General features: G+C 48.4%; 19 protein-coding genes and 1 other annotated feature. Of the genes, 18 read left to right on the top strand and 1 reads right to left on the bottom strand.

Going from position 1 to position 18,396, the window contains the following annotated elements; translation table 11 throughout:
• The first annotated feature begins 8 nt into the window (after positions 1–8).
• The 6 genes from lrgA to ACWJJS_RS14245 all read left to right on the top strand — a co-directional run bounded on the left by lrgA (position 9) and on the right by ACWJJS_RS14245 (position 2,965).
• Positions 9–449, top strand: a complete 441-nt coding sequence (gene lrgA, locus ACWJJS_RS14270) for an antiholin-like murein hydrolase modulator LrgA (protein WP_454023660.1) — start codon at positions 9–11, stop codon at positions 447–449.
• 12 nt (positions 450–461) lie between these two features.
• On the top strand, positions 462–1,145 hold the full coding sequence (gene lrgB / locus ACWJJS_RS14265) for an antiholin-like protein LrgB (protein ID WP_063174677.1): 684 nt from the start codon (positions 462–464) through the stop codon (positions 1,143–1,145).
• A 181-nt stretch (positions 1,146–1,326) separates the two neighbouring features.
• Positions 1,327–1,457, top strand: a sequence feature (ribosomal protein L20 leader region).
• Between the two features lie 58 nt (positions 1,458–1,515).
• The gene (infC, locus tag ACWJJS_RS14260) at positions 1,516–2,037 is read left to right on the top strand and encodes a translation initiation factor IF-3 (RefSeq protein ID WP_071543361.1); all 522 of its coding nucleotides are present in this window, start codon (positions 1,516–1,518) and stop codon (positions 2,035–2,037) included.
• Between the two features lie 12 nt (positions 2,038–2,049).
• Positions 2,050–2,250 (top strand): 50S ribosomal protein L35, encoded by a 201-nt coding sequence (gene rpmI / locus ACWJJS_RS14255; RefSeq protein ID WP_003152493.1) that lies wholly within the window; start codon positions 2,050–2,052, stop codon positions 2,248–2,250.
• A gap of 31 nt (positions 2,251–2,281) precedes the next feature.
• On the top strand, positions 2,282–2,641 hold the full coding sequence (rplT, locus tag ACWJJS_RS14250) for a 50S ribosomal protein L20 (RefSeq protein ID WP_003152495.1): 360 nt from the start codon (positions 2,282–2,284) through the stop codon (positions 2,639–2,641).
• A gap of 57 nt (positions 2,642–2,698) precedes the next feature.
• The gene (locus ACWJJS_RS14245) at positions 2,699–2,965 is read left to right on the top strand and encodes a DUF1294 domain-containing protein (RefSeq protein WP_063174678.1); all 267 of its coding nucleotides are present in this window, start codon (positions 2,699–2,701) and stop codon (positions 2,963–2,965) included.
• Between the two features lie 13 nt (positions 2,966–2,978).
• Here the strand turns inward: ACWJJS_RS14245 and ACWJJS_RS14240 are convergent, their stop codons facing one another.
• Positions 2,979–3,371 (bottom strand): hypothetical protein, encoded by a 393-nt coding sequence (locus ACWJJS_RS14240; RefSeq protein WP_003152498.1) that lies wholly within the window; start codon positions 3,369–3,371, stop codon positions 2,979–2,981.
• 183 nt (positions 3,372–3,554) lie between these two features.
• Here ACWJJS_RS14240 and ACWJJS_RS14235 point away from each other — a divergent pair, with 183 nt between their 5' ends.
• The 12 genes from ACWJJS_RS14235 (at position 3,555) to cstA (ending at position 18,342) form a co-directional block, all read left to right on the top strand.
• Positions 3,555–4,640, top strand: a complete 1,086-nt coding sequence (locus tag ACWJJS_RS14235; RefSeq protein ID WP_007408096.1) for a M42 family metallopeptidase — start codon at positions 3,555–3,557, stop codon at positions 4,638–4,640.
• A gap of 142 nt (positions 4,641–4,782) precedes the next feature.
• A complete protein-coding gene (locus ACWJJS_RS14230; RefSeq protein WP_015387871.1) occupies positions 4,783–5,748 on the top strand; it encodes a glycoside hydrolase family 43 protein in 966 nt (321 codons plus the stop codon).
• A 184-nt stretch (positions 5,749–5,932) separates the two neighbouring features.
• Complete coding sequence (gene araA / locus ACWJJS_RS14225) at positions 5,933–7,426, top strand: L-arabinose isomerase (protein ID WP_326359611.1); 1,494 nt, start codon at positions 5,933–5,935, stop codon at positions 7,424–7,426.
• A gap of 1 nt (position 7,427) precedes the next feature.
• On the top strand, positions 7,428–9,113 hold the full coding sequence (araB, locus tag ACWJJS_RS14220; RefSeq protein ID WP_326359609.1) for a ribulokinase: 1,686 nt from the start codon (positions 7,428–7,430) through the stop codon (positions 9,111–9,113).
• Positions 9,106–9,795 (top strand): L-ribulose-5-phosphate 4-epimerase, encoded by a 690-nt coding sequence (gene araD / locus ACWJJS_RS14215; RefSeq protein ID WP_003152509.1) that lies wholly within the window; start codon positions 9,106–9,108, stop codon positions 9,793–9,795. The genes araB and araD overlap by 8 nt, the downstream gene beginning before the upstream one ends.
• Positions 9,773–10,579 carry an HAD-IIA family hydrolase gene (locus ACWJJS_RS14210; RefSeq protein ID WP_423220377.1) on the top strand — a complete coding sequence of 269 codons (807 nt, stop codon included), beginning with the start codon at positions 9,773–9,775 and terminating at the stop codon, positions 10,577–10,579. Before araD ends, ACWJJS_RS14210 begins: the two co-directional genes overlap by 23 nt.
• Positions 10,576–11,760, top strand: coding sequence for a sn-glycerol-1-phosphate dehydrogenase (locus ACWJJS_RS14205; RefSeq protein ID WP_156735632.1), 1,185 nt, complete (start codon positions 10,576–10,578; stop codon positions 11,758–11,760). The genes ACWJJS_RS14210 and ACWJJS_RS14205 overlap by 4 nt, the downstream gene beginning before the upstream one ends.
• Before the next feature lie 31 nt (positions 11,761–11,791).
• A complete protein-coding gene (locus tag ACWJJS_RS14200; RefSeq protein WP_454023659.1) occupies positions 11,792–13,087 on the top strand; it encodes an ABC transporter substrate-binding protein in 1,296 nt (431 codons plus the stop codon).
• A 41-nt stretch (positions 13,088–13,128) separates the two neighbouring features.
• Positions 13,129–14,070, top strand: a complete 942-nt coding sequence (locus ACWJJS_RS14195; RefSeq protein WP_160249238.1) for a carbohydrate ABC transporter permease — start codon at positions 13,129–13,131, stop codon at positions 14,068–14,070.
• A gap of 18 nt (positions 14,071–14,088) precedes the next feature.
• Entirely contained in the window at positions 14,089–14,916 is an 828-nt protein-coding gene (locus ACWJJS_RS14190; RefSeq protein ID WP_007612991.1) for a carbohydrate ABC transporter permease, read from the top strand.
• A gap of 18 nt (positions 14,917–14,934) precedes the next feature.
• Positions 14,935–16,434 carry an arabinosylfuranosidase ArfA gene (gene arfA, locus ACWJJS_RS14185; RefSeq protein ID WP_369614570.1) on the top strand — a complete coding sequence of 500 codons (1,500 nt, stop codon included), beginning with the start codon at positions 14,935–14,937 and terminating at the stop codon, positions 16,432–16,434.
• 111 nt (positions 16,435–16,545) lie between these two features.
• Positions 16,546–18,342, top strand: coding sequence for a carbon starvation protein CstA (cstA, locus tag ACWJJS_RS14180; RefSeq protein WP_012118141.1), 1,797 nt, complete (start codon positions 16,546–16,548; stop codon positions 18,340–18,342).
• The last annotated feature ends 54 nt before the right edge of the window (positions 18,343–18,396 follow it).

Here is an 18,396-nt window from a genome sequence, read left to right as displayed (position 1 = left end):
TGAAGAAAATGAGTGCGAAAAAAGTGTACGGATTTCTGACACAAGCATTTATTTTTGCCGTAATTATGCTCATATCTAATGGGATTGCAGCGATTGTCCCCATTCCTATACCCGCTTCCGTAGTAGGTTTGGTGTTATTATTTGTCCTCTTATGCCTGAAAGTGATTAAGCTTGAACAAGTAGAAGCGCTGGGAACATCATTAACGTCACTGATCGGATTTTTATTTGTCCCGTCGGGCATCTCCGTGATGAATTCACTTGGCGTCATGCAGCAGTACGGCGTGCAGATCGCACTCGTCATCTTACTCGCCACCATCATTCTGTTAGGGGCGACGGGCCTTTTTTCTCAGCTGATCTTGTCTGTCAGCCAAAAACGTCAGAAGGCTGCTCCGGCTGATAAACAAACGGTGCGCCGTTCCAATCAGGAAAACGAACTTGTGCAGCATTAGGAGGGAAAACGGATGAGTCCATATTTCGGTATTGTCGTTTCACTTGCGGCCTTTGGCATCGGCACGTATTTATTTAAAAAAACGAGAGGCTTTTTCCTCTTCACCCCGCTGTTTGTCGCGATGGTGCTTGGAATTCTTTTTCTGAAGCTCGGCGGTTTTTCATATGAAGATTATAAAAGCGGAGGAGACATTATTAAATTCTTCCTGGAGCCCGCGACGATCGCTTTTGCCATCCCTTTATACAAACAGCGTGACAAGCTGAGAAAATACTGGTGGCAGATCATGTCTTCCATCATTGTCGGCTCTATCTGCTCAGTCACGATTGTCTATTTGATCGCAAAAGGCATTCATCTTGACGCGGCCGTTATGAAAAGCATGCTTCCGCAGGCGGCGACAACGGCAATTGCCCTTCCGCTGTCAAAAGGGATCGGCGGCATCACCGACATCACCGCTTTCGCCGTTATTTTCAACGCCGTTATCGTCTATGCTCTTGGCGCTTTATTCTTAAAACTGTTTAAAGTAAAGCACCCAATCTCTAAGGGACTGGCTCTCGGCACATCAGGACACGCACTCGGTGTTGCGGTCGGCATTGAGATGGGGGAAGTAGAAGCGGCAATGGCAAGTATCGCGGTTGTCGTCGTAGGAGTGGTGACGGTGCTGGTCATTCCGGTATTCGTTCAGCTCATCGGAGGATAAACCCGGGTCATAGACCCGGGTTTTTTATTGTGTTGGCACGCCCGCGGGCGGCATATAACGAAATTTCACATTTTTCCTTGCGCTCACCCCGGCATCGTGTTAAAATGAAAAAGTTGATCCGGAGAAGTCATTCTTGACTAATGATCCGGTATTGTGTAGAATAGTTATTGAATTGAATATAAATCACAAGCAGAGGCACCCGCTTCTCACCTGATTGACACATTCATGTAGTTGGCAGGTTGACCGTACATTTTTATTTATGCAGATGTTCGTAGTGTGGGTGTGTTGTCATGCCCGCACTTTTTGTTTGCCTGCAGAATGCAGTCAAAAAGCGTTGTGAATCAATTCGAAGAAACTATGGAGGTGGCTCATTATTAGCAAAGATCAATTGGTTAATGAGGGTATCCGTGCACGTGAAGTTCGTCTGATCGGACAAAATGGCGATCAGCTCGGCATCAAGTCCCGTCAGGAAGCACTTGAAATCGCCGGCCGCGCAAATCTTGACCTTGTGTTAGTTGCAGCAAATGCAAAACCGCCTGTCTGCCGCATCATGGACTACGGTAAATTCAGATTCGAGCAGCAGAAAAAGGACAAAGAAGCACGCAAAAATCAAAAAATCATTAACTTAAAAGAAGTTAGATTAAGTCCGACGATCGATGAGCATGACTTTAACACGAAATTGCGCAATGCGATTAAATTCCTTGAAAAAGGCGATAAAGTGAAAGCTTCTATCCGCTTTAAAGGGCGCGCAATCACTCATAAAGAAATCGGCCAGCGCGTATTGGACCGTTTCTCTGAAGCATGTGCGGAAGTTGCGACAGTCGAAACAAAACCAAAAATGGACGGCCGCAGCATGTTCTTAATGCTCGCGCCGAAAAACGAAAAGCAATAAGGAGGAAATCCCATGCCAAAAATGAAAACTCACCGCGGATCTGCTAAACGTTTTAAAAAGACAGGTTCTGGGAAGTTAAAACGTTCTCATGCATACACAAGTCACTTATTCGCCAACAAATCCCAAAAGCAAAAGCGTAAGCTTCGCAAGGGTGCTATTGTGAGCGCAGGAGACTTCAAACGCATCAAACAACAGCTTGCCAACATCAAGTAATCGGACAAGGAACAATTAGGAGGGAAATCTAATGCCAAGAGTAAAAGGCGGAACTGTTACACGTAAGCGTCGTAAAAAGGTTCTTAAATTAGCAAAAGGTTATTTCGGTTCAAAACATACATTATACAAAGTAGCAAACCAGCAGGTCATGAAATCAGGAAACTATGCATTCCGTGACCGCCGTCAGAAAAAACGTGATTTCCGTAAGCTTTGGATCACTCGTATCAACGCTGCTGCACGTATGAACGGTCTTTCTTACAGCCGTTTAATGCACGGTCTTAAGCTTTCAGGCATCGAAGTAAACCGCAAAATGCTTGCTGATCTTGCTGTAAACGATCTTACTGCTTTCAATCAGCTTGCTGATGCTGCTAAAGCTCAGTTAGACAAGTAAGTTGAAAAAGCCGCTCTCTTTCCGGGAGCGGTTTTTTTACGTAAAGGGTGACAATCAATGGCTCTCTTCATTTACGCCGTATTGATAAACGGATACGGCTTTTGGATCATGGGCGCTGATAAAAGAAGAGCAAAGGCGCACAGGTGGAGAATATCAGAGAAACGAATATGGCTCACAGCCGCCATGTTCGGCTCACTCGGCGTATGGATCGGCATGCGCACCTTCAGGCATAAGACGAAGCACAAATCCTTTTTATACGGGGTGCCGCTGCTTTTTCTCACTGAAGCCGCCCTTGTACTCATGTATTTGATGTCTAAAAAATAAAAAGCAGGAGAGCTTATCGCTCGCCTGCTTTTTTCGCTTTTTTGATGGGCTGGTCCCAATCAATCTTGCAATTCGGGTACCGCTCCAATACCTTTTTTTCGACTTCTTCAAAATCACCTGCAGAAAAGCGGTTCAGCTTTTCCGGATTTTCGGTCCATACAAATATTGTATGGATAAACAGCGGATGATCTTTGGAAGGGATATGCTTTTCTCCTTCAAAGAGCACTCCTTTATAAGTAAGCTGGAGATTTTTTCGCGTGTTTTTCTGTTCGTCAATAAAATAAAAATTCTCTTTTGATTGCGCCAGTCTGAGCCTTCTTTTCGGGTTTGCGTAAAATTTGACGCACATGTAAATAAAATAAATAAGAAGTGCAAGCAAGACAATCCTCAATACTGTAATGGCCATATGTGTGAAGGCACCTCCTCACCTTTGTCATGATCTGATGTAATACGAAAAACAAAACAAAAAGTTTCATTTTTTTAAAAGAAATAGATAAAAACATTTACCCGTTTTTCAGGCGAATTAATCGTATGCTTCAGCATTGGTTTTGTATAATAAGAAGGGTAGTGAAAAAAAGGAGGTTTATTGATGACAAAATTAGATGAAACGCTCACCATGCTGAAAGCGTTAACGGATGCAAAAGGGATACCGGGAAATGAGAGAGAAGTAAGACAAGTGATGAAATCATACATAGAACCATTTGCCGATGATGTCACAACAGACCGGCTGGGAAGCTTAATCGCCAAAAAAACCGGCAAAGAAAACGGTCCGAAAATCATGATCTCAGGGCATTTAGACGAAGTCGGTTTTATGGTGACGCAAATCACTGATAAAGGCTTTCTCCGCTTTCAAACCGTCGGCGGCTGGTGGTCTCAGGTCATGCTGGCCCAGCGCGTCACCGTCGTGACAAAAAAAGGGGACATCACGGGGATCATCGGTTCGAAACCGCCTCACATTCTGCCTCCTGACGCCAGAAAAAAAGCCGCCGATATTAAAGAGATGTTCATCGATATCGGGGCGTCCAGCCGTGAAGAAGCAATGGAATGGGGCGTTCTTCCGGGTGACCAGATTGTGCCGTATTTTGAATTTACAGTGATGAACAATGAAAAGCATTTATTGGCGAAAGCATGGGACAACCGTATCGGCTGTGCGATTGCCATCGATGTATTAAAAAATCTGAAAAACAGTGATCACCCGAATGAAGTATACGGGGTCGGAACGGTTCAAGAAGAAGTCGGGCTGCGCGGGGCGAAAACAGCGGCACATACGATCCAGCCTGATATCGCGTTCGGTGTGGATGTCGGAATTGCCGGAGATACACCGGGAATTTCTGAAAAAGAGGCGCAAAGCAAAATCGGCGAAGGGCCGCAAATTATTCTGTATGACGCGTCAATGGTATCTCACAAAGGGCTGCGCGACCTTGTCGTGAACACGGCGGAAGAAGCGGGAATTCCGTATCAATTCGATTCCATTGCCGGAGGGGGCACGGATTCAGGTTCCATTCATTTAACCGCAAACGGAGTGCCGGCGCTGTCCATTACGATCGCGACGCGCTACATTCACACTCATGCCGCTATTTTGCATCGGGATGATTATGAGAATACGGTAAAATTGATCACAGAAGTGATTAAAAAATTAGACCGGGAAACGGTTGACCGTATTACTTATCAATAAAGATACGGAAGAATCTGCTTTTTTAAGCAGATTCTTTTTTTTTGTCTGTACAAATATGAGCCGTGCGTCTACAATAAGAGAAGACATAGAAAAATCTGACAACATGTTTTTGAAAGCGCTTTAAAAAGGGGAGGGTTTACAAATGAAAAACAGATTCAGACGCATGATCCGCTTTTCATGCGCAGCCGTTACAGCCGGTCTGCTTCTGATGTCTTCATCTCCGGCATCTGCCGCGTTTTGGGGGGCATCAAATGAATTGCTTCATGATCCGACAATGGCGAAGGAAGGAAACACGTGGTACGCTTTCGGAACCGGTTTGGAAGGGGAGAGGGGGCTTCGCGTCTTAAAGGCGGGCAGCGGCGGCGTATGGACCGTTCAGAAATCAATCTTTACTTCCCCGCTGTCATGGTGGGGCAATTATGTGCCGAATTACGGGCTGAATCAATGGGCCCCCGATGTTCAATATTTTAACGGAAAGTATTGGCTGTATTATGCCGTTTCTTCATTCGGCAAAAATACCTCCGCGATCGGTCTTGCATCATCTACAAGCCTCAGTTCGGGAAACTGGAAGGACGAAGGGCTCGTCATCCGTTCAACAAGCGCCAATAACTACAATGCAATTGATCCGGAGCTGACAATTGATAAAGACGGAAACCCTTGGCTTGCCTTCGGTTCTTTTTGGAGCGGCATTAAGCTGACAAAGCTTGATAAAAATACAATGAAACCGACGGGGTCACTTTATTCCATCGCTGCCAGGCCGAATAACGGCGGAGCTTTGGAAGCGCCGGCCATCACCTACCAGAACGGCTACTATTACTTAATGGTGTCGTTTGATAAATGCTGTTCAGGCGTGAATAGTACGTACAAAATCGCTTATGGAAGATCCAAAAGCATCACCGGCCCATATCTCGATAAAAGCGGGAAAAGCATGTCTGAAGGCGGAGGGACGATTCTTGATTCCGGCAATGACCGCTGGAAAGGCCCGGGCGGTCAGGACATTGTGAACGGGAATATTTTAGTGCGTCATGCGTATGATGCCGAAAACAGCGGAATTCCGAAGATGCTCATCAATGATATCGATTGGAGTTCAGGCTGGCCTTCCTATTAATTGATCAGCCGGGCATGTGTGTCCGGCTTTTTTACTTGCAATAAAAGATTGACAGTTTGATTCCTCCTTAACTATAATAAAGTTGTTCGTACAAATAAAAGAATAAAAGTTTTATTATTTATATTCGTACGTATATTTATTTAAAAATGCAAGCGCTTTATTTTGATGGGAAGGGGAAATGAATGTGCTTCAGAACAAAGAATATGAATTTTGGTTTGTAACGGGAAGCCAGCACTTATACGGAGAGGAAACGCTTCAGCTTGTCGATAAACACGCAAAGGGAATATGTGACGGTCTCAGCGGGGTGTCATCAAGATACAAGATCAGGCATAAACCGGTTGTCACGTCATCTGAAACGATCAGAGAGGTTTTGCGGGAAGCGCAGTATCAAGAAAACTGTGCCGGGGTCGTGACGTGGATGCATACATTTTCCCCTGCGAAAATGTGGATTGAAGGTCTTTCCGCTTTTCAAAAGCCGATGCTTCATCTGCATACCCAATATCACCGCGACATCCCGTGGGAAACGATTGATATGGACTTTATGAACAGCAACCAATCCGCTCACGGAGACCGGGAATACGGATATATCCAGTCAAGAATGGGGCAGACGAGAAAAGTCATCGCAGGCTATTGGGATGATGAGGAAGTCAAACATGACATTTCGCAATGGATGAACACGGCTGCCGCTTGGAATGAAAGCAGGAATATTAAAGTAGCCCGGTTCGGCGACAATATGCGGAATGTGGCGGTTACTGACGGAGACAAAGTCGGCGCCCACATCCAATTCGGCTGGCAGGTTGACGGGTACGGAATCGGCGATCTTACCGAGGTGATGAACAACGTCACTGACGCAGAAATTGAGGCGCTTTATGAGGAATACGACAAATTGTATGTCATCAGCGACGAAACGAAGCGGGATGAAGCAAAAGTTGCTTCCATTAAAGAACAGGCGAAAATTGAACTCGGATTAACGGCCTTTCTCGAACGGGGCGAATATACAGCGTTTTCGACCTCCTTTGAAGTTTTGCACGGAATGAAGCAGCTTCCGGGTCTTGCCGTTCAGCGTCTCATGGAAAAAGGGTACGGATTTGCCGGCGAAGGCGATTGGAAAACGGCTGCCCTTGTGCGAATGATGAAAATAATGGCGGACGGAGAACAAACCTCCTTCATGGAAGATTATACGTACCATTTTGAACCGGGGCGTGCGATGATTCTCGGATCACATATGCTTGAAGTATGTCCGACGATCGCCCTTGATCAGCCGAAAATCGAAGTCCATCCTCTCTCAATCGGAGGGAAGGAAGATCCGGCCCGGCTGGTCTTTAACGGAATCGGCGGTTCAGCCATCATCGCCACCATCATTGATATCGGCGGGCGATTCCGTCTCATTCTGAATGAAGCGGAAGGCAGGGAAATTGATCATGATATGCCGAATCTCCCTGTGGCGCGGGTGCTGTGGAAGCCGGAGCCATCGCTGAAAACAGCTGCGGAAGCATGGATTTTGGCGGGGGGCGCCCACCATACCTGTATGTCTTTCCGGCTTACGGCTGAACAGATGCTTGACTGGGCTGAGATGGCAGGCATTGAAAGCATCTTTATTTCCCGCAATACCGAAATACATGAGCTGAAAAAAGAGCTGAAATGGAATGACGTATTATACCGGTTGGGAGGGAATTGATATGGCGTATACGATTGGTGTTGATTTCGGCACATTGTCCGGCCGGGCGGTGCTTGTCAATGTCCGCACGGGCGAAGAAATCGCGTCTGCGGTAAAAGAATACACTCATGCTGTCATCGACCGCACGCTGCCGAAGACGGGTGAAAAACTCCCTCGGGACTGGGCGCTTCAGCATCCTGCCGATTATATCGAAGTTCTGGAAACGGCGATTCCGAACCTGCTTGAGCAGGCGGGCGCTGATCCAAAAGACGTGATCGGCATAGGAATTGATTTTACCGCCTGCACGATTTTACCGATAGACGGCGCGGGGCAGCCGCTTTGTATGCTGCCGGAATTTGAACGGGAGCCCCACAGTTATGTGAAGCTGTGGAAGCATCATGCGGCTCAAAAACATGCAGACCGTTTGAACACGATTGCCGAAGACACAAAGGAACCATTCCTTAAAAGATACGGCGGTAAAATTTCTTCTGAATGGATGATCCCGAAAATCATGCAAATCGCGGAAGAAGCGCCGCATATATACAAGGCGGCAGATCGGATTGTGGAAGCGGCAGACTGGATCGTCTATCAATTGTGCGGTTCATTGAAGCGAAGCAACTGCACGGCCGGCTACAAAGCAATCTGGAATGAGGAGACGGGATATCCGCCGGATCATTTTTTCGAAAAGCTCAACCCGTTAATGAAAACGATTACAAAGGATAAATTAAGCGGCACGATTTATTCAGTCGGGGAAAAAGCAGGAGGTTTGACCGAAAAAATGGCGGAGCTGACAGGGCTTCTGCCGGGGACGGCCGTTGCCGTCGCCAATGTCGATGCTCACGTGTCAGTGCCCGCGGTCGGTATTACAGAGCCGGGGAAAATGCTGATGATCATGGGAACGTCTACCTGCCATGTGCTGCTCGGCGACGAAGAACATATCGTCCCCGGTATGTGCGGGGTCGTCAATAACGGTATTTTGCCCGGATATGCGGGATATGAAGCGGGGCAGTCCTGTGTCGGCGACCACTTTGAATGGTTCGTCAAAACGTGCGTTCCGAGCGACTATGAGAAGGAAGCTGAGGATAAACACATAGACATTCACGAGCTGCTCAGCAAAAAAGCAGCTGAACTTGTTCCCGGGGAAAGCGGCCTTCTCGCGCTTGACTGGTGGAACGGAAACCGCTCAACCTTGGTGGACGCCGATTTGACGGGCATGATGCTCGGCATGACGCTGCACACGAAGCCGGAAGAAATCTACAGGGCATTGATTGAAGCGACGGCGTTCGGAACGAGGATGATTATCGAAACGTTCCGGGAAAACGGCGTTCCGGTCGAAGAGCTTTACGCAGCCGGAGGAATCGCCGAAAAAAATCCGTTTGTCATGCAGATTTACGCAGATGTCACAAATATGGACATTCAATTATCCGGGTCTCCGCAGGCGCCTGCACTGGGCTCCGCGATTTTCGGAGCGCTCGCCGCGGGACGGGAAAACGGGGGATTCTCCAATATTGCTGAAGCATGCGCGCATATGGGGAAATTAAAAGACGGCTTTTATGCCCCGAACCGGGAAAGAGCTGAGATTTATGACAGCTTATATGCGGAATATAAAGAGCTCGTACACTACTTCGGTAAAGAAAACAATGTCATGAAACGCCTGAAAGCCATTAAAAACCGTGATTTTGCGAAAGGGGGGAGCCGCCATGCTTGAAGCGTTAAAAGAAGAAGTGCTCGCCGCCAATCTGAAGCTTGAGGAACATAACCTTGTCACGTTTACATGGGGGAATGTCAGCGGCATTGACAGAGAGAGCGGGAGAATCGTCATTAAACCGAGCGGTGTCGATTACAGTGAGCTGACCGCTGACAAACTGGTCGTCCTGAATGAGGACGGAGACATTTTGGAAGGATCGCTGAAACCGTCTTCTGACACGCCGACCCATCTTTATCTGTATAAAGCGTTTCCGGCTATCGGCGGAATCGTTCATACTCACTCCCGCTGGGCGACGAGCTGGGCGCAGTCCGGAAGAGACATACCCGCTCTCGGAACGACTCACGCGGATTACTTTGAAAGCGCTATACCCTGCACGAGGGAAATGTATGAAGAAGAAATTGTGAAAGATTACGAGTATCATACAGGCAAAGTTATAGCCGAAACCTTTCAAAACGAACCGTATGAACAAAATCCGGGTGTCCTCGTCCACAGCCACGGCCCGTTCTGCTGGGGAACGGACGCGCTGAATGCCCTGCATAACGCCGTTGTGCTCGAAACGGTAGCGGAAATGGCCTACCATTCGCTTATGCTGAACAAACAGCTCAGTCCGATCGACAGAGTGCTGCATGATAAGCATTTTTACAGAAAACACGGGGCGAATGCTTATTATGGCCAAACTTGACGCAGCCGGGTTTCTGATTGATTTAGACGGAACCGTATTCAGGGGGCGGGAGCTGATTGACGGCGCAAAAGAAGCCGTTCATACCCTTCAGTCACTGGGCAAAGCCGTTGTCTTTTTAAGCAACCGCGGCAATCTATCAAGAGCAATGTGCCGAAAGAAACTGCTGGGTGCAGGTATCCGCACGGATGAACGGAGCATCGTGCTGTCCTCCAGTGTGACGGCATCATTTTTAAAGAAGCATTATCCTTTGTCAAAGGTCTGGGTGTTAGGAGAGAAAGGGCTGACTGATGAACTCGCTTTAGCGGGTGTCGTCCTGGCGCAAAATCCGCAGGCGGCAGACTGGCTTGTCATCTCCCTGCATGAAACCGTCACCTATGAGGATCTGAATCTCGCTTTTAAGGCGGCTTCCTCCGGCGCGCGCATCATCGCCACGAATCGGGACCGCTCTTTTCCGAATGAAGGCGGCCATGCCATGGATGTCGCGGGAATGATCGGGGCCATTGAAGCATCCGCCGGAGCAAAAACGGAGCTTGTCATCGGCAAACCGTCTTGGCTGATGGCTGAGGCGGCATGTGAAGCGCTCGGACTTCCCCCTGAGGAATGCGCCATTATCGGAGACAGCCTCGAATCTGATATCGCAATGGGCAGGCTGTACGGAATGAAAAGCGTATTGGTTCTGACGGGGTCGGCCAAACTTGGGGAGCCCCGTCTATATGAACCTGACATCGTCCTTAATTCTATTAAAGACCTGACAGAATTAGCGAAGGAGGGAATCCTTTTATGAAACGTTCTCCTGAGGACATTCAATCCGAGTTTGACAAGGAAGGGGCCAGCCGCTCACCGATTCAAATAGAAGATATCGTGATCGGGGCGAATGCAAAAGAAGAGCTTCTCAGATTTCTGCAAAAAAAATGCTGGAATCATCCGGTCCTCGTCTGTGACCGGAACACGTACGAGGCGGCGGGACGTCTGCTTGCGGACGAATTAAGGGCAGGCGGAATCAAAGCATCAAAAGTCATCATTCCGGAGCATGAAGCCGGGGCCGCCGCGGCTGATGAGAGGACATTGGTCTATACGCTGATCAATCTCGCGGAAGAGACGGATGTCATCATTGCGGCCGGTTCAGGAACGATTCACGACATTACGCGGTTTGCCGCTTATCAGCGCGGTTTGCCGTTTATCTCATTCCCCACCGCTCCGTCAGTCGATGGTTTTACATCGGCGGGAGCGCCGCTCATATTAAACGGAATCAAAACGACGATCCAAACGAAAGCACCGATCGCCTTATTTGCCGATACGAATGTATTAAAAGAAGCGCCCCGTTCAATGACAGCCGCGGGCTTCGGAGACATGCTCGGAAAAATAACATCGCTGGCTGATTGGGAGATTTCCCGCAGGCTTGCGGGTGAGCCGTACTCAGAAGCCGGGGAGAAGCTTGTGAAAGACGCGCTTTGGCAGTGCATTGATCACCGCGCTGACATTGCCATGGGAACGGAGGCCGGCATTCAGATACTGATGGAAGCGCTGATCGTTTCGGGTCTTGTCATGCTTGCTCTTGACCACTCCCGCCCCGCCTCAGGAGGAGAGCATCACATCTCGCATTGGATTGAGATGGAAATGCTGAAGGCAAAACAGCCTCCGATTCTCCACGGTGCGAAGGTCGGCTGTGCGTGCGCGGTGCTGAGTGATATTTACAAAGAACTGGCTTGTCACGAAAAGCTTGCTGAACTGCCGCCGCACTTTCGCGAGGCGATTCAGTCCGCATATGAAGGGCTTCCCGACGGCAAAACAATTGCCGGGTGGCTCTCATCTGCGGGAGGTCCCGCCTGTTTCGATGAGATCGGTGTAAAAAAGGACCTTGTCAGCGATGCGCTTAAGCATGCGCACACACTGCGAGACCGTTATACCGGTTTAACCATCATAAATGAAAATGCAGCGCTCTTTGCACATCATTTGCATCAATAGCCGCACGGCCTAAAGTGGAAGGGGTAATGACATGAAAAAAACAACCGCTGTATGTTTGGTGCTGATGATGCTCTTCTTGTTTACCGCCGGCTGTTCACAAGAACGGACTGCCGGCCGGCCGGGAGAAACGGAGCTGACGTTTTGGACGTTTAACGGTCTGCACGAACAGTTTTATCAGGAAATGGTCAAAGAATGGAATCAGAAGTATCCGGATCGCAAAATCAAGCTGAATACCGTTGTTTATCCTTATGGACAAATGCATGATAATTTATCGGTTTCGCTGATCGCGGGTGAGGGGCTTCCCGATATAGCCGACGTGGAATTAAGCCGGTTCTCGAACTTTCTGAAGGGGAAGGATATCCCGCTTGCCGATCTGACGCCGCTGATTGAAAAAGACCGCGATAAGTTTGTGGAAGCGCGTCTGGCCTTATACAGCAAAAACGGAAAATTGTACGGCCTTGATACACATGTGGGGACGACCGTCATGTTTTACAACATGGATATCATGAAAAAAGCGGGCGTTGATCCCGCCTCCATTAAGACATGGGAAGATTACCGGCGGGCAGGGAAAAAAGTGCGTAAGGCCGCGGGGAAACCGATGGGAACGGTTGAAACAAACGACTCCGCCACATTCCTATCCATGATTTCGCAGCAAGGGTCAGGCTACTACAGCAAAAACGGAAAATTGATTCTGAACAGCAAGAAGAATATAGATACACTGAATGATGTAAAGGACATGGTGAATGATAAAACCCTTCTGCCGGCTCCCGGCGGCGGCCATCACAGCGAAGAATACTACGGTTTTATGAATCAGGGCGGGGCAGCCTCCGTGCTGATGCCCATTTGGTACATGGGACGGTTTATCGATTATATGCCTGATTTAAAAGGAAAAATGGCGATTTACCCTATGCCGGCCTGGAAAGAAGGCGGTGACAGATCAGCGGGTTTAGGCGGAACAGCCACCGTCGTGCCGAAGCAGGATGAACATCTGGAGCTCGCGAAAGAATTTCTCGGATTTGCGAAAGGTTCAAAGGAAGGGAACATAAAGCTGTGGACGGTGCTCGGCTTTGACCCGCTCCGCTGGGACGTGTGGGATTCAAAAGAATTGAAGGAGAAAAACAAGTACACGGATTTCTTCCAGAACGGTACGTCAATTTTTTCCTCGCTTCTTGAAATAAAAGATGAGATCAATCCGATTTATCTGCATGAAGACTTCTCTAAAGCGGCTGATCTCGTTGTCAGACAGGTGCTGTTCGATGCGCTGAAGACGCAGGAAAAAACACCTGAGGAAGCCTTGGACGAGGCGGCAGAGCAATTGGAAAAATAGGAGAAGCCGCCCTATTTAACAGTGAAAGCGGGGGAGCTTTTATGAGACCTGTAAAGACAGAGACAGCGCAAACCGTTTCTGCAGTCCGGAAGAAGCCGCGCCGGCGCAATGTGCTGTATTCAAAAAAAGCGGCGCCTTATCTTTTTACGGCGCCATTTATCATTTCGTTTCTCGTTTTCTTTTTGTATCCGATCATCAGCGTGTTTATCATGAGCTTTCAGCGGATACTGCCGGGAGAAATGACATTTGTCGGGTTTTCCAATTATACCGCTCTTCTTAATCCAACCTTTTATACGGCATTATTTAACACATTGGAATATACCTTCTGGACGCTGATCGTGCTGATTCCGGTGCCGCTTCTTTTGGCGGTGATTCTGAATTCGAAGCTCGTCAGGTTCAGAAATGTGTTTAAATCGGCTCTGTTTGTACCGGCTTTAACATCGACGATCGTAGCGGGGATTATTTTCCGGCTGATGTTCGGAGAAATGAATACGTCGCTTGCAAACGAGCTGATGATGAAGCTTGGCGCATCACCCCAAAACTGGCTCAACAACAAAGGTACCGGCATGTTTTTAATGGTGCTGCTTGCGTCATGGAGGTGGATGGGCATTAACATTCTTTACTTTCTGGCCGGATTGCAAAACGTGCCGAAAGAATTGTATGAGGCGGCTGAAATTGACGGGGCGAGCACGTGGAAAAAGTTCCGGCATATCACCCTTCCATTTTTAAAGCCGGTGTCCGTTTATGTGTTAACGATCAGTATGATCGGCGGTTTCAGAATGTTTGAGGAAAGCTATGTGCTTTGGCAGAATAATTCCCCGGGCAATATCGGCCTCACGCTTGTCGGTTATTTATATCAGCAGGGGCTTGCATACAACGAAATGGGGTACGGGGCCGCAATCGGAATTGTCCTTTTGCTTGTCATCTTACTAGTCAGCCTTGTTTCACTGAAACTGTCCGGTTCGTTTAAAGGGGAGGGATAAGCGTTGCGTAACAATCACATGTTTTCCGTGTACAGAGTCGCGTTTACCTTGTTTTTTATCATGCTGAGCCTGTTGTATATCTTTCCGATGATCTGTCTATTGCTCGGTTCATTAAAGCCGTCATCTGAGCTGATGCGCATCGGGCTGAATCTGCGTCTTGATCCGGATGTGATGAGCCTTGATAACTACACCTATTTGTTCAACGGGGGGAGCATTTATTTTAAATGGTTTTTTAACAGCCTGCTGCTCGGCGTCCTCACCACGGTTCTCACGCTGTTTTTTTCCTCTTTGATCGGCTACGGACTCGGTGTCTACGAGTTTAAAGGCAGAAATATTATTTTTGTTCTTGTGCTGATCATTATGATGGTGCCTCTTGAAGTGATGATGCTTCCGTTGTTCAAATTGACGGTGGGTCTTCATTTGATCGATTCTTATACGGGGGTGATTCTGCCGTTTATTGTGTCGCCTGTCGCCGTGTTCTTTTTCCGGCAATATGCGCTCGGACTTCCGAAGGATCTGCTTGATTCAGCGAGAATGGACGGCTGCACCGAATTCGGCATTTTTTTCAGAATTATGGCGCCGCTCATGAAACCGGCATTCGGAGCAATGATCATTCTTCAATCTTTAAACAGCTGGAATAACTTTTTATGGCCGCTGATCGTGCTTCGGTCGAAAGAAATGTTTACGCTTCCAATCGGACTTTCAGGGCTGCTGAGTCCGTACGGCAACAACTATGACATGCTGATTTCCGGGTCCGTTTTTGCGATACTGCCGGTGATCATCATATTCTTGTTTTTCCAAAAATACTTCATTTCCGGCCTCACAGTAGGCGGAGTGAAGGGATAGAGAGAGGGAGGAAATGTAATGAAAAAAGCGGGGATTACAGCAGATAAAGAATATATCATCGGTGAAGTGGACAAACGGATGTACGGATCTTTTATAGAACATATGGGCCGGGCGGTGTATGAAGGCATTTATGAGCCCGGACACCCGAAAGCCGACAAGGACGGTTTCAGAACAGACGTGCAGGAGTTAATCAAGGAATTGCAAGTGCCGTTCATCCGCTATCCGGGAGGGAATTTTCTCTCAGGCTACAATTGGGAGGACGGCGTCGGGCCGGTGAAGAACCGCCCGCGGAGGCTTGATTTGGCATGGCAGACGACAGAAACGAACGAAGTGGGGACGAATGAATTTTTAACGTGGGCGAAAAAAGTGAACGCCGAAGTGAATATGGCGGTCAATCTCGGGACGAGAGGGATCGATGCCGCCCGGAACCTCGTTGAATACTGCAACCATCCTGAAGGGTCATACTGGAGCGACTTACGAAAATCGCACGGATATGAAAAACCTTACGGCATCAAAACATGGTGCTTAGGAAATGAGATGGACGGCCCTTGGCAGATCGGTCATAAAACGGCGCATGAATATGGACGGCTCGCCGCTGAAACAGCAAAGGTGATGAAATGGACGGACCCGACGATCGAATTGGTGGCTTGCGGAAGCTCAAACAGCGGCATGCCGTCCTTCATCGAGTGGGAGGCCGAGGTGCTTGAGCATACGTACGAGCATGTGGATTACATTTCACTGCATACGTATTACGGCAACCATGAAAATGATCTTGAGAACTATTTGGCGAAGTCTATGGATTTAGACCATTTTATTAAATCCGTCACAGCCGTATGTGATTATATGAAAGCGAAAAAACGCAGCAAAAAAACGATTCACCTTTCTTTAGATGAATGGAATGTGTGGTATCACTCAAATGAAGCGGATAAAAAAGTGGAGCCATGGATTACGGCCCGGCCGATTCTCGAAGACATCTACAATTTTGAAGATGCGCTGTTGATCGGTTCACTGCTGATTACGATGCTGCAGCATGCGGACAGACTAAAGATCGCCTGTCTCGCCCAGCTTGTCAACGTGATTGCGCCTATCATGACTGAAAAGGGCGGAGAAGCATGGAGGCAGCCGATCTTTTACCCTTACATGCACGCCTCAGTCTACGGGAGAGGGGCTTCAATGAAGCTGCTGATCACCTCCCCGAAATACGACTCGGCGGACTTTACGGATGTGCCGTATGTTGATGCCGCGGCCGTTTACCATGAAGAGGATGAAGCACTGACCATTTTTGCCGTCAACAAAAGCAAGGAACTGATGGAAACGGAGATCAAACTGAGAGGGTTTGAAGATTACCGCATCATTGAGCATATCGTGCTGGAGCATCAGGATATGAAAGCGACCAATCAAAAAAACAGAAAAGAAGTCATTCCTCACTCCAACGGAACGTCTTCGGCAAACGCTGAAGGGATAACGGCACATTTTACTCCGCTGTCCTGGAATGTCATCCGTTTATCAGGAAAATAATGTTCCGAAAAGCCGGGCTGCCGCTGCCGGCTTTTTTTTACGCAAAAATCATCTCCTGTTATCTGATAATTGTGATAATATTTAGAAAAAGAGAAAAGGGGCTGGGATTAAATGAATGCGATTACAATCGTCATAGCGTCTATATGTATTTTGGCGATCGCCTATCGGCTTTACGGTACCTTTATGATGGTCAAAGTATTAAAAATCAATGATCAGACACCGACTCCGGCCCATGTGCTTGAGGATGGGAAAGATTATGTGCCGACGAATAAGTGGGTGTCATTCGGCCACCACTTCGCGGCAATCGCCGCTGCCGGCCCGCTTGTGGGACCGATTCTGGCAGCTCAGTTCGGCTATCTGCCCGGGCTTTTATGGCTGTTAATCGGGGCGGTGATCGGGGGAGCCGTGCACGATATTGTCGTATTGTTTGCATCAATGCGGAAAAACGGGAAAACGCTTTCTGAAGTCGCCAAAGAAGAGCTCGGCCCGGTGGCGGGCTTTTGCACCGGTCTTTCGATGCTGTTTATCATTACGATCACGATGGCGGGGCTGTCCATGGTTGTGCTGCATGCGCTTGAGAAAAACCCGTGGGGAACGTTTGCGGTGGGGATTACGATTCCGATCGCGATGGGGGTCGGCCTCTACTATAAAAAAACGGGCAATCTCAAACTCGCATCAACTGTCGGGTTTCTTTTGTTAATGGCCGGTGTTGTAATCGGACCGCGGCTGCAGACAACGGCTCTCGGGGACATGCTGACACTGGATGCGAAAACGCTTGCAGTGGCGCTTCCCGTCTATGCGTTTTTCGCCGCGGCGCTTCCGGTTTGGCTTTTGCTGGCTCCGCGTGACTATTTAAGCAGTTTTATGAAAATCGGGGTTTTTGCCGCTTTGATCGCAGGCGTCTTTTTCGTCAACCCCGCCATTAAATTCCCGGCCGTAACGGAGTTTATTCACGGCGGAGGGCCGGTGATCGCGGGTCCTGTCTGGCCGTTTATTTCAATAACGATTGCCTGCGGCGCCATTTCGGGCTTTCATGCATTTGTCGGTTCCGGCACAACGCCGAAAATGCTGGATAAATGGAGTGATATAAAACCGGTTGCTTTCGGAGCGATGCTTGTGGAATGTCTCGTCGGAATTATGGCGCTCATTGCAGCTGCCGCTCTTGAGCCCGCCGACTATTTTGCAATTAACAGCACGCCTGAAATATTCCGCACCCTCGGGATGAATGTCGTCCATCTGCCTGAATTGAGCAAAGAAATCGGGCTCAGTCTGGAGGGAAGAACGGGCGGCGCTGTTACGCTTGCCGTCGGAATGACGTATATCTTTACGGAGATTCCGTTTTTCAGTCATTTAGCTTCATACTTTTTTCAATTCGTCATTATGTTTGAAGCGGTGTTTATTTTAACGGCGATTGATGCGGGAACCCGTGTCGCCAGGTACTTGATTCAAGAGTTTTTCGGAGAGGTCTATAAGCCGCTGAAAAAAACAGACTGGCTGCCGGGCTCGATTTTCTCAAGCGCGCTCGCCTGCCTGCTGTGGGGCTATCTTCTGTATTCGGGCGACATCAGTTCCATTTGGGCGCTGTTCGGCGTATCCAATCAGCTTATGGCATCTGTCGGCTTAATCATCGGTGCGACCGTCGTATTAAAAATAGCGGATAAGCGGCGCTATATGCTGACATGCCTGATTCCTCTCGCTTATTTGTACGTGACCGTCAACTATGCGGGTTATTGGATGGTGCGGTATGTGTATTTGAACCCCGAAGCGGCGGGATACAACGTGCTGAATGGCGTTTTATCCATTATCATGCTCATTCTCGGGCTTGTGATTATCATTGCGGCTGTGAAAAAATGGGCGAATGTATGGCGTGATCCGAGTGCCAGACTGGAAGCTTCAATACCCGGATAAATCCGCGGCCGACCCGAACATTGCAGCATCATAAAAGCAGAGAGCCGATCGGTC

This window comes from Bacillus sp. JK106, assembly GCF_053663355.1.
Note: the sequence above shows the minus strand (reverse complement) of the source record. Positions and strands in the feature narration are given on the sequence as shown.

Excerpts from the sequence above, each read along its gene's own strand:
- lrgA (WP_454023660.1), top strand. The coding sequence starts at position 9 with ATGAGTGCGAAAAAAGTGTACGGATTTCTGACACAAGCATTTATTTTT.
- lrgB (WP_063174677.1), top strand. The coding sequence starts at position 462 with ATGAGTCCATATTTCGGTATTGTCGTTTCACTTGCGGCCTTTGGCATC.
- rpmI (WP_003152493.1), top strand. The coding sequence starts at position 2,050 with ATGCCAAAAATGAAAACTCACCGCGGATCTGCTAAACGTTTTAAAAAG.
- rplT (WP_003152495.1), top strand. The coding sequence starts at position 2,282 with ATGCCAAGAGTAAAAGGCGGAACTGTTACACGTAAGCGTCGTAAAAAG.
- ACWJJS_RS14245 (WP_063174678.1), top strand. The coding sequence starts at position 2,699 with ATGGCTCTCTTCATTTACGCCGTATTGATAAACGGATACGGCTTTTGG.
- ACWJJS_RS14240 (WP_003152498.1), bottom strand. The coding sequence starts at position 3,371 with ATGGCCATTACAGTATTGAGGATTGTCTTGCTTGCACTTCTTATTTAT.
- ACWJJS_RS14235 (WP_007408096.1), top strand. The coding sequence starts at position 3,555 with ATGACAAAATTAGATGAAACGCTCACCATGCTGAAAGCGTTAACGGAT.
- ACWJJS_RS14230 (WP_015387871.1), top strand. The coding sequence starts at position 4,783 with ATGAAAAACAGATTCAGACGCATGATCCGCTTTTCATGCGCAGCCGTT.
- araB (WP_326359609.1), top strand. The coding sequence starts at position 7,428 with ATGGCGTATACGATTGGTGTTGATTTCGGCACATTGTCCGGCCGGGCG.
- araD (WP_003152509.1), top strand. The coding sequence starts at position 9,106 with ATGCTTGAAGCGTTAAAAGAAGAAGTGCTCGCCGCCAATCTGAAGCTT.
- ACWJJS_RS14210 (WP_423220377.1), top strand. The coding sequence starts at position 9,773 with ATGCTTATTATGGCCAAACTTGACGCAGCCGGGTTTCTGATTGATTTA.
- ACWJJS_RS14205 (WP_156735632.1), top strand. The coding sequence starts at position 10,576 with ATGAAACGTTCTCCTGAGGACATTCAATCCGAGTTTGACAAGGAAGGG.
- ACWJJS_RS14200 (WP_454023659.1), top strand. The coding sequence starts at position 11,792 with ATGAAAAAAACAACCGCTGTATGTTTGGTGCTGATGATGCTCTTCTTG.
- ACWJJS_RS14195 (WP_160249238.1), top strand. The coding sequence starts at position 13,129 with ATGAGACCTGTAAAGACAGAGACAGCGCAAACCGTTTCTGCAGTCCGG.
- ACWJJS_RS14190 (WP_007612991.1), top strand. The coding sequence starts at position 14,089 with ATGTTTTCCGTGTACAGAGTCGCGTTTACCTTGTTTTTTATCATGCTG.
- arfA (WP_369614570.1), top strand. The coding sequence starts at position 14,935 with ATGAAAAAAGCGGGGATTACAGCAGATAAAGAATATATCATCGGTGAA.
- cstA (WP_012118141.1), top strand. The coding sequence starts at position 16,546 with ATGAATGCGATTACAATCGTCATAGCGTCTATATGTATTTTGGCGATC.